This window comes from Amycolatopsis sp. MtRt-6, from assembly GCF_017308975.1.
In the GTDB taxonomy this organism is placed as follows: Bacteria; Actinomycetota; Actinomycetes; order Mycobacteriales; family Pseudonocardiaceae; genus Amycolatopsis.
The window spans coordinates 45,741-62,020 of record NZ_JADWPD010000019.1; the positions used below are offsets into that span (position 1 = coordinate 45,741).

Annotated in this window: 11 protein-coding genes; 3 read left to right on the top strand and 8 right to left on the bottom strand. The window is 72.9% G+C overall.

Features of this window, described 5'->3' with window-relative positions:
• Position 1 precedes the first annotated feature (1 nt).
• Positions 2-871: a trans-aconitate 2-methyltransferase gene (locus I4Q55_RS28720; RefSeq protein WP_206791944.1), complete on the top strand. Its 870-nt coding sequence runs from the start codon at positions 2-4 to the stop codon at positions 869-871.
• On the opposite strand, the gene I4Q55_RS28725 is transcribed toward I4Q55_RS28720, so the two are convergent.
• On the bottom strand, positions 829-1,581 hold the full coding sequence (locus I4Q55_RS28725; protein ID WP_307793329.1) for an SDR family oxidoreductase: 753 nt from the start codon (positions 1,579-1,581) through the stop codon (positions 829-831). The genes I4Q55_RS28720 and I4Q55_RS28725 overlap by 43 nt on opposite strands.
• Positions 1,582-2,222: 641 nt before the next feature.
• On the opposite strand from I4Q55_RS28725, the gene I4Q55_RS28730 reads away from it, so the two are divergent.
• Positions 2,223-8,579, top strand: coding sequence for a beta-ketoacyl synthase N-terminal-like domain-containing protein (locus tag I4Q55_RS28730; RefSeq protein WP_206791945.1), 6,357 nt, complete (start codon positions 2,223-2,225; stop codon positions 8,577-8,579).
• Positions 8,580-8,602: 23 nt separating this feature from the next.
• On the opposite strand, the gene I4Q55_RS28735 is transcribed toward I4Q55_RS28730, so the two are convergent.
• The 6 genes from I4Q55_RS28735 to I4Q55_RS28760 all read right to left on the bottom strand — a co-directional run bounded on the left by I4Q55_RS28735 (position 8,603) and on the right by I4Q55_RS28760 (position 14,842).
• Entirely contained in the window at positions 8,603-10,099 is a 1,497-nt protein-coding gene (locus I4Q55_RS28735; RefSeq protein WP_206791946.1) for a glycosyltransferase family 39 protein, read from the bottom strand.
• Positions 10,090-10,833 carry an ABC transporter permease gene (locus I4Q55_RS28740; RefSeq protein ID WP_206791948.1) on the bottom strand — a complete coding sequence of 248 codons (744 nt, stop codon included), beginning with the start codon at positions 10,831-10,833 and terminating at the stop codon, positions 10,090-10,092. The genes I4Q55_RS28735 and I4Q55_RS28740 overlap by 10 nt, the downstream gene beginning before the upstream one ends.
• Positions 10,834-10,843: 10 nt before the next feature.
• Positions 10,844-11,749: an ABC transporter ATP-binding protein gene (locus tag I4Q55_RS28745; protein ID WP_206791949.1), complete on the bottom strand. Its 906-nt coding sequence runs from the start codon at positions 11,747-11,749 to the stop codon at positions 10,844-10,846.
• A gap of 120 nt (positions 11,750-11,869) precedes the next feature.
• Complete coding sequence (locus I4Q55_RS28750) at positions 11,870-12,499, bottom strand: response regulator transcription factor (RefSeq protein WP_206791950.1); 630 nt, start codon at positions 12,497-12,499, stop codon at positions 11,870-11,872.
• Positions 12,496-13,776: a sensor histidine kinase gene (locus I4Q55_RS28755; RefSeq protein WP_206791951.1), complete on the bottom strand. Its 1,281-nt coding sequence runs from the start codon at positions 13,774-13,776 to the stop codon at positions 12,496-12,498. Before I4Q55_RS28755 ends, I4Q55_RS28750 begins: the two co-directional genes overlap by 4 nt.
• A gap of 193 nt (positions 13,777-13,969) precedes the next feature.
• Positions 13,970-14,842 carry an alpha/beta hydrolase gene (locus I4Q55_RS28760; protein WP_307793331.1) on the bottom strand — a complete coding sequence of 291 codons (873 nt, stop codon included), beginning with the start codon at positions 14,840-14,842 and terminating at the stop codon, positions 13,970-13,972.
• 163 nt (positions 14,843-15,005) lie between these two features.
• On the opposite strand from I4Q55_RS28760, the gene I4Q55_RS28765 reads away from it, so the two are divergent.
• Entirely contained in the window at positions 15,006-15,368 is a 363-nt protein-coding gene (locus I4Q55_RS28765) for a winged helix-turn-helix transcriptional regulator (protein WP_374194498.1), read from the top strand.
• Here the strand turns inward: I4Q55_RS28765 and I4Q55_RS28770 are convergent.
• Positions 15,315-16,166, bottom strand: coding sequence for a helix-turn-helix transcriptional regulator (locus I4Q55_RS28770; protein WP_307793332.1), 852 nt, complete (start codon positions 16,164-16,166; stop codon positions 15,315-15,317). The genes I4Q55_RS28765 and I4Q55_RS28770 overlap by 54 nt on opposite strands.
• Between the last annotated feature and the right edge of the window lie 114 nt (positions 16,167-16,280).

Here is a 16,280-nt window from a genome sequence, read left to right on the forward strand (position 1 = left end):
GATGTCTTCCGGCGACGGCAAGTACACGTTCGCGAACCCCGCCGCCGAGCAGACCCGCCTGCGCCGGCTGGCGCAGGCGTGCGAAGAGCCGACCCGGGCGGTGCTCAGGTCCGCGGGCGTGTCCCCCGGTATGCGCTGTTTGGACATGGGCTGCGGACCAGGCGAGGTGATGCGATTGCTCGGTGCCGAGGTCGAGCCGGGCGGGAAAGTGACCGGTATGGACCTCCACGCGAGCCTGCCCGGAGATTCCCTGTCGGAACTGCGGACGTCGTCGACGGTCGGCTTCGACTTCCGCCAGATCGACATCGAACTCGTGCCGGCCGTGCCCGGCGGGCCGTACGACGTGGTCTTCTCCCGGTTGCTGCTGCCGCATGTCGAGGACCCTGCCGGGATCGTGCGCAAGCTGTACGACTCGGTGGCTCCGGGTGGCATACTGCTGCTTCAGGAGTTCGACAACACATCCTGGCAGGTTCACCCACCGTTCGACGGCTCGGATCTGCCGCGAAGAACACTCGCCGCCACATTCAGCGCGTTGGGAAAAGACCCGCAACTCGCCTACCGGCTACCTCTCCTGCTGCGCGCCGCCGGGGCAACCGGGCCGGTCGACCTGCGAGGAAATTCCTGGATCAGCTCGCAGGGACCCGAAGGAGCTGCCGAACTCCTGGGCGCGCTGGAGGCGTTCCGTTCGACCGCGCTCGCGACCAAGACAGTCAGCGAGCCGGAGCTGCGCCGCTTCGAGCGGGATCTGCGCCGGCATTACCGGACGAATCCGTGGTCGTACCAGTTGTCGCCGACCCTCGTCTCCGTGTGGACGCGAAAACCGCTCCACTACATCCCGCCATCGACCGATATTTCGGCGCCATTGACGTAACTCGAGCGATCGCTTGCCAGGAACAGGACCACTTCCGCGACTTCGGCCGATGTTCCCGGTCGTCCCAAAGCTACCTGTGTCCGAAGACGTTGCCTTATCGCCGCCATTTCTGCGGCCGGCAAATCGACCGGATCGGGTGGCGCGATCATCCCGGGCGTGACCAGGTTGACCCGGATGGACCGCGGACCGAGCTCCCGGAACAAGGACCGGGTCAGCCCCAAGAGACTCGCCTTGGCGGCCGTGTAGCCAACCCTGCCGCTCCTCCCGAGCGCCGCGATCCGCGATCCGATGTTGATGACGGATCCGCCCTCTCGAACCATGGGCAAGAGCCGTTGGGTCACCAGGAGCGGACCGACGACATTGATGTCGGCCATCTGGCGAAGTGACTCGGCCGAAGCTTCGGTGAGCGGGGCACCATGGACAAGAGCTGCATTGTTCACTATTGTGTCGAGGCCGTCCGGAAAGGTTTCCGCGCAGACATCGGCAACGTGCTCGACACCCTCCGAACTGCTGATGTCCGCCCTGACGACGACATGCGAACCGAGTTCGGCCAGCTGACTCCGGGTGTTTTCCGCCGCCGCGCTGTCCGTGCTGTAGCAAGTGACGATTTGCGCGCCGGAACCAGCCAGCGCGACGCACACCGCTCGCCCGATCCCCTTCGTCCCACCGGAAACGAACGCTGCCTTGCCTGAAAGTAGCGGATCGCTCACCAGTCGATTCTGCCGCCCCCGCACCCGAGAAGGCAATGCGCAAGCCGCACAGGTGCCCACGCGGTTTCGGCTGTAGCTGAAAGCCTCGCGGGCGACGCGGCCCACTGCTAGGCTGGGGCTGACACACGAAGCGCCGAACGAATCAGCTGGGGGTCGAGACACGGCGGCGAAGACAATCGCGCGCTTTGCCATGCCGGCGGCCGGTGTCACACTGGCCATGGCCGGCTGACCGGACCGGCAACCGCAGCAGCGGAAAGCCGCGGCCCCGGGGGACAATACCCTGTCCAACGGTTCGAGAATCCCGCAGCGGATGTGGGAAGGCCGCAACCCGGCACGCGCCGGTCAGCGGTTCGGATACTCGAGCACAGCCAGGACGCTGCGGTCGTCGTCCTCGTCAACGAGTTCAGGTTCTTCATCCGCGACCGGGCCGGCCGGGCGGCTGCGGCGGGGGCGCGGTGCGGAAAGCCGACCTCGCCCGGATCCGGCGGGCCGGCTCATGACCGCGGCACAGTGGCTGCCGGTCCTGAGGACGTTGGCGGTGTATCTCGTCGGCGTGGGGTTGCGTCCGGAGCGAGCCCCGGCTGAGCTGCGGCGCGAGCGGCCCGGCACGAAGCCGCGGTGATTGCGGTATACCCGGAGCAGTGGAGGAAATCCGAACCGAGTTCATCAGGCCGCTGCTGACGGCGTTGTCCGCGCATCCCGCGGAACGCCCTGCCTACTCCGACGGCCGGCGGACGCTGACCTACGGTGAGCTGGCCCGCGCCAGTGCCGATCTGGCCACCGGCCTCGACGTCTCCCGAGGCGATCGCGTGCTGGTCCACGTCGGCAACCGGGTCGAGTTCGTCGTCGCCCTGCTGGCGGTGCTGCGCGCGGCGGCCGTCGGGGTGCCGGTGAGCGCGCGGTCGACCGAGGCCGAGCTGGCCCACCTGGCCGAAGACTCGGGGGCGACGCTCCTGATCACCGAGGCGCGGCACGCCGAGCTGGGAGCACGGCTGGGGCTGCGGGTGCTCCTCGTCGAGGACCCACCGCCGGCCGCGGGATCGCCGCGGGACGACCTCGGGCTGGACGAGCCGGCTTGGCTGCTCTACACCTCCGGGACCACCGGACGGCCGAAGGGCGTTCGCCTTTCGCAGCGGGCGATGCTGTGGTCGGCCGCCGCCTGCTACGCCCCCGTCTACGGGATCGAAGCCGGTGACACCGTCGTGTGGCCGCTGCCGCTCCATCACGCCTACGCCCTGTCGCTCGCCTTCACCACCACGATCGCGCTCGGCGCCCACACCCGCCTCGCCGACGGCTGCTCGCCGGACCTGCTCGCCGAGTACCCGGGCTGCGTGCTCGCCGGGGTGCCGGCCACCTACCTCCGGCTCCGGCAGGAGGCCGACGGCCCGGTGACCCCGCCGAGATTGTGCTTGACCGGCGGCGCGCCGTGCACGCCGGCGACCCGCGCCGCGGTCCGGGAGCTGTTCGGCCTTCCGCTGCTCGACGGCTACGGGAGCACCGAAACGGGAAAGGTCGCGGTGGAGCGGCCCGGTGAGCCGGGACTGGTCCCGGTGCCCGGCATGGAGGTCCGGATCGACGCGGGGGAGGTGCTCGTCCGCGGCCCGGGACTGATGCTGGGCTACCACGGGCAGACCGGGTCGCCGGTGCGGGACGGCTGGTACCGCATGGGCGACGCCGGCCGGTTCGAAGGCGGCCGGCTGGTGCTCGACGGCCGGGTCGACGACGTGATCGTCTGCGGTGGCCAGAACGTCCACCCGACCGAGATCGAGGCGGTGCTGGAAGAGTCCCCTTCGGTGCGGGACGTCCTCGTGACCGGCCGGCCCGACGACGTCGTCGGGCAGGTGCCGGTGGCCTTCGTGGTCGCCGGGCCGGACGGCTTCGACGCCGAAGAGCTGCGTCGCCGCTGTCTGAGCCGGCTTTCCCTGCACAAAGTTCCGGTGGCCTACGTCGAAGTCGGCTCGATCCCGCGGACGGCGTCGGGCAAACCGAAGCGGAACGCCCTGAAACAGCCGGATCTCGCCGCGGTGGTGCGGGCCGAGCTGACGGCCCTCTGCGGACACGACGGCGGCGACGGCTGGCGGGACCGGCCCTTCACCGACCTCGGCTTGTCCTCCCTGGCCGGCGTGCAGTTCCGGCACCGGATCACCGCGCTGACCGGCGTGCCCGTCCCGCACTCGCTGATCTACGACTTCCCCACGCCGGGCGCGGTGATCGCCGAGCTGACGCGGCTGCGCTCGGCGGGCCCGGCGGTGCCGGCGCGACCGGAGAAGGCGCCGTCCGCGGAACCGATCGCCGTCGTGGCGATGGCGTGCCGGTTTCCCGGCGGGGTGCGTTCGCCGGAGGACCTGTGGCGGCTCGTGGCGGACCGGGTGGACGCGACCGGGGAATTCCCCGCCGATCGCGGCTGGGACGTGGCGGGGCTGTACGACCCGGATCCGGACCGGATCGGGCACTCGGTGACCCGCCGCGGCGGGTTCCTCGACGGGTTCGCGGACTTCGACCCCGGGATGTTCGGCATCTCCCCGCGGGAAGCCCTGGCCACCGACCCGCAGCAGCGGTTGCTGCTGGAGACGTCCTGGGAGGCGTTCGAACGGGCGGGCCTCGACGTCGCCGCGCTGCGCGGCAGCGACACGGGCGTGTTCGTCGGCGTGATGCACGAGGACTACGCGAGCCGGTTCACCACTCCCCACGAACTCGAGGCGTGGCTGGGCATCGGCTCCTCGCACGCGGTGGCCTCGGGCCGGATCTCCTACACCTTCAGGCTCACCGGACCGGCCCTCACCGTCGACACGGCCTGCTCGTCGTCGCTGGTCGCGCTGCACCTCGCGGTGAAGGCGCTGCGCGAAGGCGAGTGTTCGCTCGCCCTCGCCGGCGGGGCCACCGTGATGGCCACCCCGCGGACGTTCCTGGCCTTCAGCCGGCAGCGTGGCCTCTCACCGGACGGCCGCTGCCGGTCCTACGCGGCCGGAGCGGACGGCACGGCGTGGTCCGAGGGCGCCGGGGTGATCCTGCTCGAACGGCTGTCCGACGCCCGCCGGCACGGGCACCCGGTGCTGGCGGTGCTGCGCGGCAGCGCGGTGAACGCCGACGGCGCGTCGAACGGCCTGACCGCGCCCAGCGGACGCGCCCAGCAGGCGCTGATCGCGGCGGCGCTCGCGGACGCGGGACTGGCCGCCGCGGACGTCGACGCCGTCGAAGGGCACGGGACGGGAACGCCGCTGGGCGACCCGATCGAAGCGGACGCGCTGATGGCGGCGTACGGGCGTGGCCCGCGCCGGGAGCCGCTGTGGCTGGGCTCGGTGAAGTCGAACATCGGCCACACCCAGGCCGCGGCCGGGATCGCCGGCGTGATCAAGGCGGTGACGGCGTTGCAGCACGAGCACCTGCCGCCGTCGCTGCACGCGGACGAGCCGAGCCCGCACGTCGACTGGCCGGCCGGCGGGGTGGCGCTGCTGGCGGAGGGCCGGCCGTGGCCGCGGACGGACCGGGTCCGCCGGGCGGGCGTGTCGGCGTTCGGGATCGGCGGCACCAACGCCCACGTGATCGTCGAGGAGGCACCGCGGTCGGAGGCGCCGGCGCGGCGGCCGTTCCCCGCGGCGCCCTGGTTGCTCAGCGCCGCGGACGGCGACGCCCTCCGGCTCGTCGCGGCCGGGTTGGCCGAAGCGCCCGACACCGTCGACGTCGCCTACACCCTGGCCCGGCGGACGCCTCTGGCCCACCGCGTGCTGGTGCCCGCGGCGAACCGGGAGGCCCTGCGAGCCGTTGCCGAAGGGCGCGTGCCCGGCCGGACCGTCCGAAGTGGAACCCGGCTGGCCGTGCTGTTCGGCGGGCAGGGCGCGCAGCGGGCCGGGATGGGCCGGGACCTGGCCGAGCAGTTCCCGGTGTTCGCCGACGCCTTCGACGAGGCGTGCGAAGCCCTGGGGGGCAATGTGCGCGCCATCGCCTTCTCCGGCGGGGAAGCGCTGGACCGCACCGACCACGCCCAAGCCGCGTTGTTCGCCTTCGGCGTCGCGCAGTACCGGCTGTTCGAGTCGTGGGGCCTGCGCCCGGACGTCCTGCTGGGCCACTCGATCGGGGAGATCACCGCCGCGCACGTCGCCGGCGTGCTGACGCTGGCGGACGCGGCGACGCTCGTGGCGGCGCGCGGCCGGCTCATGGCCGCGCTGCCCGGCGGCGGGGTGATGATCGCCGTCGAGGCCACCGAGGCGGAGGTGGTCCCGCACGTGGGCGACGCGGTGGCCGTCGCCGCGGTCAACGGGCCGCGTTCGGTGGTGCTCTCCGGGGAGAGGGCCGCGACGACGGCACTCGCCGATCGCTTCGGCGGCGGGACGCTGCTGCGCGTCAGCCACGCCTTCCATTCGCCGCTGCTGGAGCCGATGCTCGACGAGTTCCACGAGGTCGCCGCCGGTCTGCGGCACCACCGTCCCGTGCTTCCGCTCGTCTCCTGCGTGACCGGAGAACCGGTCGAGGAGATCGAACCCGGCCATTGGCGCCGGCACGCCCGCTCGACCGTGCGGTTCGCCGACGCGCTCGCCACGGCGGCGGCGCCCGGTCCGGCCGTCGGCCTCGAGATCGGCCCGGCTCCGGTGCTCGGCCGCCTGGCCGCCGGCGTCATGCCGGTCGTGACGGCCACGAAGTCGGACTCCGGGATGCTGGCCGCGGCGGGCGCGGTGCACACGGCCGGCGGCCGGGTGGACTGGCCCGCGGTGTTCGCCGGCTCGGGCGCGCGGATCACGCCGCTGCCCACGTACCCGTTCAAGCGCACCCGGTACTGGCTGGACCAGCCGGCCCCGGAACAGGATGGCGGCGACCACGCCGTGCTCGGCCCCGCGCTCGAGGCGCCCGGCTCGCCGCGGGTGGTCCACGGCGGCTCGCTCGGCGTCCGCCGCCACCGGTGGCTCGCCGACCACGTCGTCGGCGGATCCGTGCTGGTGCCCGGGACGGTGTTCGCCGAGCTGGCCCTGCACGCCGGTGGCGCGGCCGTCGGGGAACTCGCGATCGAAGCCCCGCTGCGCCTCGGCACCGAGGACGTCCACGTCCAGGTCGTGGTGGACGAGCCGAGGATCGACGTCTACGCCCGGGGGCGCGACGAGAAGCACTGGCGGAAGCACGCCGGCGGGAAGCTGCGCCCGCGCGGTCCGCGGCCGTCCGGCTGGAGCGGGGAGTGGCCGCCGGCCGGGGCCGCGGAAGCCGACGTCGCCGAGGCCTACCGCGGGCACGCCTACGGACCGGCTTTCCGAGCCGTGCGACGGTTGTGGGCGCGCGATGCCGAGTTCTTCGCCGAGGTCGAGGTGCCGCCGGGCGCCGGGGGCCGGTTCGAGCTGCACCCGGTCCTGCTGGACGCGGCCGTGCACGCGACCGCGCTCGCCGAGGGGCCGGCGGCGCAGCCGCGGGTGCCGTTCCTCTGGAGCGGGGTCGAGGTCTACGCGCCCGGTGCCCGGCGGGCCCGGGTGCACGGTGTCCGCCTCGGCTCCGGCGCGGTCCGCGTCACGCTGTACGACGAAGCCGGGAACCCGGTGGCGGTGGTCGAATCGCTGACGACCCGGCCGATGGCGGCGCCCGACACGATGCTCTACCGTCCACAGTGGATTCCAATGTCGCCGGTGGCGGCCACCGAACCGGTCCGGACCGTCGAAATCACGCCGGGTGACGTGCGCGCGGCGGCCGGGCACGCGCTCACTGTGCTGCAGGACTGGCAGGGCAGCGGCGACCGGCTGCTCCTCGTCACCCGCAACGCGACCGGCCCCGACCCCGACCCGGCCGCCGCGGCGGCGTGGGGCCTGGGCTGCGCGGCCGCGGCGGAACACCCGGGCCGGATCGGCCTGGTCGACCTCGAACCGGGGTTCCCCGCGGCGCGGGCCGCGGACCTCGCCGGCGGCAGCGCGGAGCCGCAGGTCGCCGTCCGCGACGGCGTGCCGCACGCGCTGCGGATCACCCGCGCCGCCCCGGCGCCGGCGCAGCCGGTCGACCCGTCCGGGACGGTGCTGATCACCGGCGGGACGGGGGCCCTCGGCGCCCTGCTGGCCCGGCACCTCGTCACCGCGCACGACGTCCGGCACCTCCTGCTGGTGAGCCGCAGCGGGCCGGCGGCACCCGGAGCCGGCGAACTGCTCGCGTCCCTGCGGTCACTGGGCGCGGACGTGCGGATCGTCGCGGCCGACGTCGCGGATCGGGCCACCGTGGCGCGGCTGGCCGGCAGCTGCGATCCGCCGTTGACGGCGGTCGTGCACAGCGCGGCCGTGGTCGACGACGGTGTCCTGGCGGCCCAGACGCCGGAACGCCTGGACGCGGTGCTGCGCCCCAAGGCGGACGCGGCGCTGGTCCTCGACGAGGTGACCCGGGATCTGCCCTTGACGGCCTTCATCCTGTTTTCCTCGGTTGCCGGCGTGTTCGGCAAGGCCGGGCAGGCGAACTACGCGGCCGCGAACCGGGTGCTGGACGCGCTGGCGTGCCGCCGCCGCGCGGCCGGACGGCCGGCGTTGTCGCTGGCGTGGGGGCTGTGGGAGCTGGGCACCGGTCTGGGCGACCGGATCTCGGCCACGGCCCGGCGGCGGATCCGCGCGTCCGGCGTGGAAGGGCTGACGGCCGAGCAGGGCTTGGCGCTGTTCGACGCCGCGCTCGGCTCGGCCGAACCCGTGCTGGTGCCCGTCCGGTTCGACCCGGCGGCGCCGCTGGCACCGCCGACCGCCGGTTCGTCCGCCCGCTTGCCCGCGGCGCGGCAGAGCTGGCCGGAGAACCCGGCCGAGCCGGAGCTGCGTGAGCTGCTGCGAGCGGAGGTCGCGGCGGTCCTGGGCCACCCGGACGCCGCCGTGATCGCCGACGACCACCCGTTCCCGGAACTCGGGTTCGATTCCCTCACCGTGATCGAGCTGCGCACCCGCCTCGCCGGGTTGTCGGGCATCGACCTGCCCGCCACCGTCGTCTTCGACCGGCCCACGGTCGCCGAGCTGGCGCGGCACCTCCTGGATCTCCGGCGTACCGCGGGCATTGCTCGGTAGGAACACCGCACCGGGGCGGTGGCTCATGCGCGGGTGTTCACCAGCTTCGGCCACAGCGCGGACCACGGCTCGGTCCGGCCGCTCGCGAGCCACAACGGCACGCCGTCGAAGTAGCTCGGTTTCGCGGCGCCGGTGTCGACTTTCCCGATCGGCCGCAGCTCGGCGAAGTGCCCGAGCAGCGGCCGCGGGTCGGCGCCCACGAACAGCACGTCCGTCATCTCCTCGGACGGCACGACCAGCGTCGCGTACCCGCGGTTGCCACTGGCCGGCTCCGGCAGGCCGAGGTCGCGGCCGTAGCGGTCGAGCGCGCTCGCTTCCCAGTAGGTCTCGGTCACCACCGCGGTCCGAGCCCGCTCGGGCAGCCGCGCGAACGCGCCGGCCACCGAGCGGGCGGCCTCCGGCCAGCCGATCTCGGCGTAGGCCAGCGGCGGGGACGGCAGCGACGGGTGCTCGGTCAGCCACGCCCGCGGCCAGATCGGCAACGTGAGGGGCAGGACGAGCAACGCGGACAGCACGTAGCACGGCCAGGTCGTGATCCACCGCCACCAGCGCGCCGGCTCTCCCCGTTCGAGCGCGACCGCGGCCATGGCCCAGCACACCGGGTACAGCCCGGCGAGGTAGTAGAGCCGGCCGTTCACCGCCAGGAACACCACGGTCAGCAGCACCACCGTCCAGCCGAGGAAGCGGAGTTCCCGGTTGCGCAAGAGCCGCCACAGGCCGTAGCAGAGCAGGACGGCGCCGACCGGGAGGCCGGCGACGAACAGTGCCCCCGGCACGAACGTCAGCCGGCCGCCCCAGGTGTCTTCGACTTCCGCCGAGATCGCCGCGCCCATGCCCAGCTGCGGCCAGCCGTGCGTGGCCTGCCACAGCAGCGTCGGCACCAGCGCCACCGCGGCGATCGCCGCGCCGAGCCACAACCCGGGCCGGCGCAGCAGTTCCCGTGGTCCGCACACGAGGACCGCGACACCGGCGGCGAGCCAGAAGCCGGCGATGAGGAACTTCGTGTACAGCGCGATCGCCGTGACGACGCCGGCCCAGACGAGCAGGCCGTCGGCGCGGGTGCGCAGCCAGCGGACCAGCAGCCACAGCACCAGTGTCCACAAAAGCGGGTCCACTGTGGACGTGGCGAGGTAGTGCCCGCCCGCCAGGAACAGCGACGACACGCCGAAGGTGGCCGCGGCGAGCGTCTGGGCTTTCCCGCCGCCGCCCAGCTCGCGGGCGATCAGCGCGGTGAGCGCGATTCCGGCGAGCATGGCCAGCATCGCCGGGATCCGCAGCACGAACGGCGAGTGCCCGAGCGCGTCCATCGCCTGGGCCAGCAACGGAAGCAGCGGCGGCTGGTCGACGTATCCCCAGGCGAGGTGCCGTCCGGCGGCCAGGAAGTACAGCTCGTCGCCGAAGTAGCCGTAGCGGTTCGCCGTCAGCAGCAACGGGATCGCCAGCACCCCCATCACGACCGCCACCGGCTTCACGGCGACCGGGTGGAGCCGGGCGGGGGCGGGCGCGGTCGTCACTCCCATCGGAACACCCGCGCCGCGATCGTCGAGCAGCCGATGGCGAACACCGCCATCGCGCCGAGCTGCAGCAGCTCCGGGGCGTCGCCGGCCCAGGTGGCGCGCAGCGCGTTGAGCGTGCCGCCCAGTGGCAGGACGTCGGCGACGTGCTGCAGGAAGACCGGCAGCTTCTCCTTCGGCACCCACACCCCGCCCAGCGCGAGCATCGGGAAGAACAGCGCGCTCCCGATGCCACTGGCCGCGCGGCCGGTCGGGGCCAGGGCTGCCACCAGCAGGCCGACGGAGAACAGCGCGACGGCCCCGAGCACGAGTGACAGCAGGAAACCGCCCGGGTTGCCCGGCAACGGGATGCCGAGCGCGAGGCCTCCGACCCCGGCGATCAGCACGACCACGGCGACGGCGGCGGCGAGGTTCACCAGCAGCTGCGCGGCGAGCAGCAGGCTCGGCGGCACGGGACTGGCGGAAAGCCGCTTCAGCAGGCCCTTTTCGCGGTAGGTGCCCATCGCGGCCGGGAACAGCGTGAGCGCCAGCATGGCCAGCAGGATCGTGATGGCCATCGGCGCGATGAAGGTGGCCAGTACGCTGTGCCCGCCGAACTCGGGGTCCGGCTCGTTCACCCCGGGCAGCAGCCCGAACACCAGCAGCAGCGCGAGCGGGATGCCGACGACGATGGCCGGCGCGCCCGGGTCCCGCAGGAACACCTTCGCCTCGGCGGTGGTCAGCTTGGTCAGGACGGACATGGTTTCCCCCTCATTCCGGCCGGTGGCCGGTCAGGGCCGCGAACGCGTCGTCGAGGCCGGCCTGCTCGACGCGCAGGTCCCCGGCGATCACTCCCCGCCGGGCCAGCAGCGACGTCACCGCGTGGAGCACGTTGCCGTGGCCGCTGACGACGAACTGCTCGCCGCGCCGTTCGACGCGGCGGACATCCGCCAGCGCTTCGAGCGCGCCGGGGTCGAGCGGCGCCGACGGCCGGAACCGCACGACCTGCTTGTCGGTCACCCCGGCGATCAGCCCGGCCGGCGAGTCGAGGGCGACGACGCGGCCGGCGTCGACGACGGCGATCCGGTCGCAGAGCCGTTCGGCTTCTTCCATGAAGTGGGTGACCAGCAGGATGGTCACGCCCTTGGCGCGCACGGTCTCGATGAGGTCCCACGTGTCGCGGCGGGCCTGCGGGTCGAGGCCGGTCGTGAGCTCGTCGAGCACCGCCAGCTCCGGGCTCCCGACGAGCGCGAGCGCGATGGACAACCGCTGCTGCTGGCCCCCGGACAGCTTCTTGTACGCGGTGTTCCGGTGCTCGGTCAGGCCGAGCGTGGCCAGCAGCTCGCCGGGATCGGCCGGCGTCCGGTAGAACGCGGCGTAGAGGTCGAGCAGCTCGCCGACCCGCAGCTTGTCCTGCAGCCGGCTCTCCTGGAGCTGGACGCCGACGCGCTGGCGCAGCTCGGCGCGGTCGCGGCGCGGGTCGAGCCCCAGCACCGACAGCCTCCCGCCGTCGGGCACCCGGAGCCCTTCCAGGCACTCCACGGTCGTCGTCTTGCCCGCGCCGTTCGGGCCCAGGATGCCGAAGATCTCCCCGCGCTCGACGTCGAACGAAACGTCGTCGACCGCGACCTTGTCCCCGTACCGCTTGTGGAGGTGCTCGACCTCGATGACCGGCATGCCGCCGTCCCTTCCCGATCCGTTTCCGACGGATCGAGAATCCCGTGGCGCCCCGGCCCGGCGCGTCGGCACAACGGTCCGCATCGCCTCCTTCGTTCGGAGGATGCGGTGATCGGTGTGTCAGTCTCGCGGCGCCAGGTAGCCGCGGGAAAACGCGGCGGCGACGGCGGCTGCCCGGTCGTTGACGCCCAGCTTCGCGTACACGTGCAGCAGGTGCGTCTTGACCGTCGTTTCGCTGATGAAGAGCCGCTTCGCCGCTTCGCGGTTCGTCGAGCCCTGGGCGATCAGCTCCAGCACTTCCAGTTCGCGCTGTGACAGCGGTGCCTGGGCCGGCTTGCGCACCTGTCCCAGGAGCCGGGTCGCGATGGCGGGGGAAAGCACCGCCTGTCCGTGTGCCGCGGCCTCCACCGCGCGGACGAGCTCCGCCCTCGGCGCCTCCTTGAGCAAGTAGCCGGTGGCGCCGGCTTCGATGGCCGGCAGCACGTGGCTGTCCGTGTCGTACGTGGTGAGCACCAGCACCCGTGCCGGCACCCCGCGCTTCGCCAGCTCCTTGATGGCGGCGACCCCGTCGGTCCCGGGCATCCGCAGGTCCATGAGGATCACGTCGGGGCGGAGGCGCTCCGCGGCCGAGACCGCTTCCGCACCGTCACCGGCTTCGCCGACCACCTCGAAACGTGGATCGGCGCCGAACATGCCGCGCAGCCCGTCCCGCACCACCGGGTGGTCGTCGACGATCAGCAGGGAGATCAACTTTCGCTCCCGGCGGGGATCGCCGGCACCGTCACCGTGATCGCGGTGCCCCCGCCCGGCTCGGACTCGACGTCCAGCCGCCCGGCGAGCAGCTGCACCCGCTGCCGCATGCCGGCGAGCCCGAAGCCCCCGTCCTCGGAACCGCCGGCACGCTCGGCGCCGGGCCGGAAACCCACTCCGTCGTCCAGCACGTCGAGCGTCACCAGGTCCTCCATGTACGACAGGGTCAGGGAGACCCGGTTGGCCCCCGCGTGCTTGGCGACGTTGGTGAGCGCCTCCTGCGCGGTCCGCAGCAGTGTCACCTCGACGTCGGTGTGCATCGGCCGGGCGTCGCCGGTCGTGGTCAGCACCGCCTCGACGCGGTTCAGCTTCGACCAGCGCTCGGCCACGTCGCCGATCGCGTCCGGGAGGCGGGCCTGCGCCAGTGCGGACGGTCCCACCGCGTGCACCGTCCGGCGGGCCTCGGTGAGGCTGTCGCGGGCCAGGTCCATCGCGTTCGCCACGTGCCGGCGCGACACCGCCGGTTCGTCCGTCGCCTGCTCGGCGGCCTGGAGCTGGGTGAGGATACCGGCCAGTCCCTGCGCGAGGGTGTCGTGGATCTCCCGCGCCATCCGCTGCCGCTCGGCGAGCACGCCGGCCTCGCGGGCCTGCGCCAGCAGCTGGGCGTGCAGGCCCGCGTTCTCCGCCAAAGCGTTCTCCAGCTCGGCGTTGGTCTTGTGCAGCTCGACCAGCGCCCGCTTCTGCCGGTGATTGCGCCGGTCGGACATCACGTCGGCGTGGAAGGCCACCGTGGCCATCACCGTGGTGAGCACGCTGACGGCGGGCCACTTCCACCACTGGTCGGCCGTGATGCCGTCGGCCCCTCCCACGTAGGAGACCGCCGAGACCGCGGACGTGACGGCCACGCCGACGTACCGCCACCGGCCCTTCAGGTACTGGAAGGCGTGCACGTAGCCGATGAAGGCGAAGAAGCCGAACCAGGGCGTGAGCAGCACCAGGAAGGCGGTCAACACCACGAGCCCCGTGTAGTACAGGCCCATCAAGGGCGCGTTGCGGTGCGACTCCGGGTGGAACGTGTGGAACCAGACGACCCACGCCGTGAGCAGGGCCGAGAGCCCGAGCACCGCCGGAAGCTGGACCTCCGCGTTCCACAGCGGCTGCAGCAGGGGCAGCACGACGCTGACCGCCAGCAGCGGGTACGGGAGCACTTTCAGGATCGCGGTCTCCCTGCGCTCCCAGCGGGAGAACTCCTCGCGCAACTCGGCCTCGACACTCACGACCTGCAATGATCGCACGCTTTCGCGCCGGTGGTGCCCATGCCGGACAACTCCTGGTTCCGCAAGCGAAGTGCTGGTTTCCCGTCCCGGCACACCGTCCCACACCGGCACCGGGCACACATCGACCGAATCGAAGGCCGGCGGTGGAAACCCGGTCCACCGGACGGCCAAGCCGTATCCACCGATCGGAGGACTACGGGGTGGCCCTGGCGTGCTCGACGAGGAGGTCGGCGAAGGCGTCCGGCTGGTCGATCGGGGTGAGGTGACCGCAGTCTTCGAGCAGGTGCTGGTCGAGGTGGCCGGTGATCGGCTCGAGCTGGCGGGCGGTGGCCGCGCCGAGCACGCCACCGCCGATGGCGAGGGCCGGCGTCGTCAGCCGCCGGTCCCGCGCCCAGTTCCCGATCCATTCCGCGGTGGCCGGCATCGCGCGGTAGTGGTCGAAGGCGTTGCCGAGACTTGTTCTGCCCCGGTAGGCCTCGACGATCACCCGGGTGAGGTCCGCCGGCACACCCCGGCGGCTGCCGGCGGAGAGGAAGAAGCGGACGTAGCGCTCCGCCGAGCTCTCCAGGACGTCCTCGGCCAGGCCACCGGGCGCCTGGTGGAAGCCGAACCACCACGGCGGCCCCTGCCGCAGGAAGGCCTCGGCACCGGGCAGGAGCCCGATCAGCCCTTCGGACAGGGTCAGGCTGCTCACGCGCCCGGGCGACGATGCCGCCAGGGCGAAGGCCGGCGTGACACCCAGATCGGTGCCGACGACGTGGGCCTCGCGGTCACCGAGGACGGCCAGCATCCGGAGCAGGTCCGCGGCGATCGCGGAGGCGTGGTAGCCACGGACGGCGGGCGTGCTGTCGCCCAGCCCGTGCAGGTCGGGCGCGATGGCCCGGAACCCGGCCGCCGCCAGCCGGGGCGCGACACCGCGCCAGATCGCGCGGGTGTGCGGAAAGCCGTGCAGCAGCAGGACGGCCGGGCCCTGCCCGAGGGTCTCCACGACGAGTTCGACCCCGTCGATCGGTACCCGGTGCACGGTCGCGCCCGGAAGGTGAGCGGACAGGGTCAGCTGGCGCACAGGAACTCTCCTTGGTTACGGTCGGGAACGTGGTCACCGTAGGAAACCCCCGATGAACGGGGAAGAAGGCACTTTTCCCGCACCAGGTAACCCCGTGGTAACCGCCTCGCGGCAGGGGGACCTGTTCGATCCTCGGTGTCCGACGAGGCAGCTGCTCGACCGGGTGGGGTCGCGGTGGACGACCATGGCGGTGCTGACGCTCGCCGCCGCCGAGGGCGAGCTGCGGTTCAGCGAGCTGAAACGCGGGATGGCCGGTGTGTCGCAGAAGATGCTGGCGCAGACCCTCCGGGCGCTGGAACGAGACGGGCTCGTCGGTCGTCGTGTCGAGGCGAGCAAGCCGCCGCGGGTGTACTACCGGCTCACCGGCCTGGGCACGACGCTCGTCGCGCCACTGGGGAGCCTGCGAGCGTGGGCTGAGCAGTACATGTCCGTGGTGCAGCACCACGGTTCGGCGTTCGACGCCGCGTTCCCGCTAGGTGGGGGTGGTGGCGGTCCAGCTGGCCAGGATGTCGATGGCTCGGCGTGAGGGCGACCCGGGTTCGGTGGTGTAGACGAACAGGGTGGTCTCGGGGTCGCCGGGGAGGGTGAGGGTTTCGTAGTCGACGGTGAGGTCTCCGACGAGGTGGTGCCGGAGGCGTTTCGAGCCGTGGGTGCGCTGGTGGACGCGGTGTTGTTCCCACCACTGGTCGAATTCGCGGCTGTGTTCGCGCAGTTCGGTGACGAGGTCGGTGGTGACGCGGTCGTCGGGGTGGCGGCCGGCTTCGAACCGGAGGCTTTCGACGGCGGCGCGGGCTTGGTCGGGCCAGTCGAGGAAGAGGGCCCGGGCGCCGTCGTCGAGGAACATCCAGCGGGCGTAGTTGCGGTGGGCGGCGGGGAGCTGGTCGAAGTCGGTGAAGAGGGCTTTGGCCATGCGGTTGGCGGCGAGGACGTCGGTGCGGCGGCCGAGGATGAGGGCGGGCTCGCCGTCGAGGGCGTCGAGGAGCTGGTAGAGGCCGGGGCGGACGCGTTGGACGTCGCGGGCTCGGCGGTGGGCCGGTGCCGAGGTCAGGCCGATGAGGTCGTCGAGGTGGGCGCGTCCGGCGGCGTCGAGGCCGAGGGCGCGGCCGATGGCTTCGACGACGGCGGCGGAGGGAACGATCCGGCGGCCTTGTTCGAGGCGGGCGTAGTAGTCGGTGGACACGCCGGCGAGGCGGGCGACTTCTTCGCGGCGGAGGCCGGGTACGCGGCGGACGCGCCCGTCGGGGGGCAGGCCGGCGCGGGCGGGATCGATCTGGCTGCGGGCCCGCCGCAGGAAATCGGCGAGTTCCGGGTTGGTCCTGGGCACGGGTCGAGTATCCCCCGAGCCGGCGCGGCCCTGGGTGGACCGGCGAGTCCCAGGTTCCGAAGACCGCGTCTCCGCAGGGCGCGAGATGGGCCCCCGGAAGGGCTTGCGGTGGGC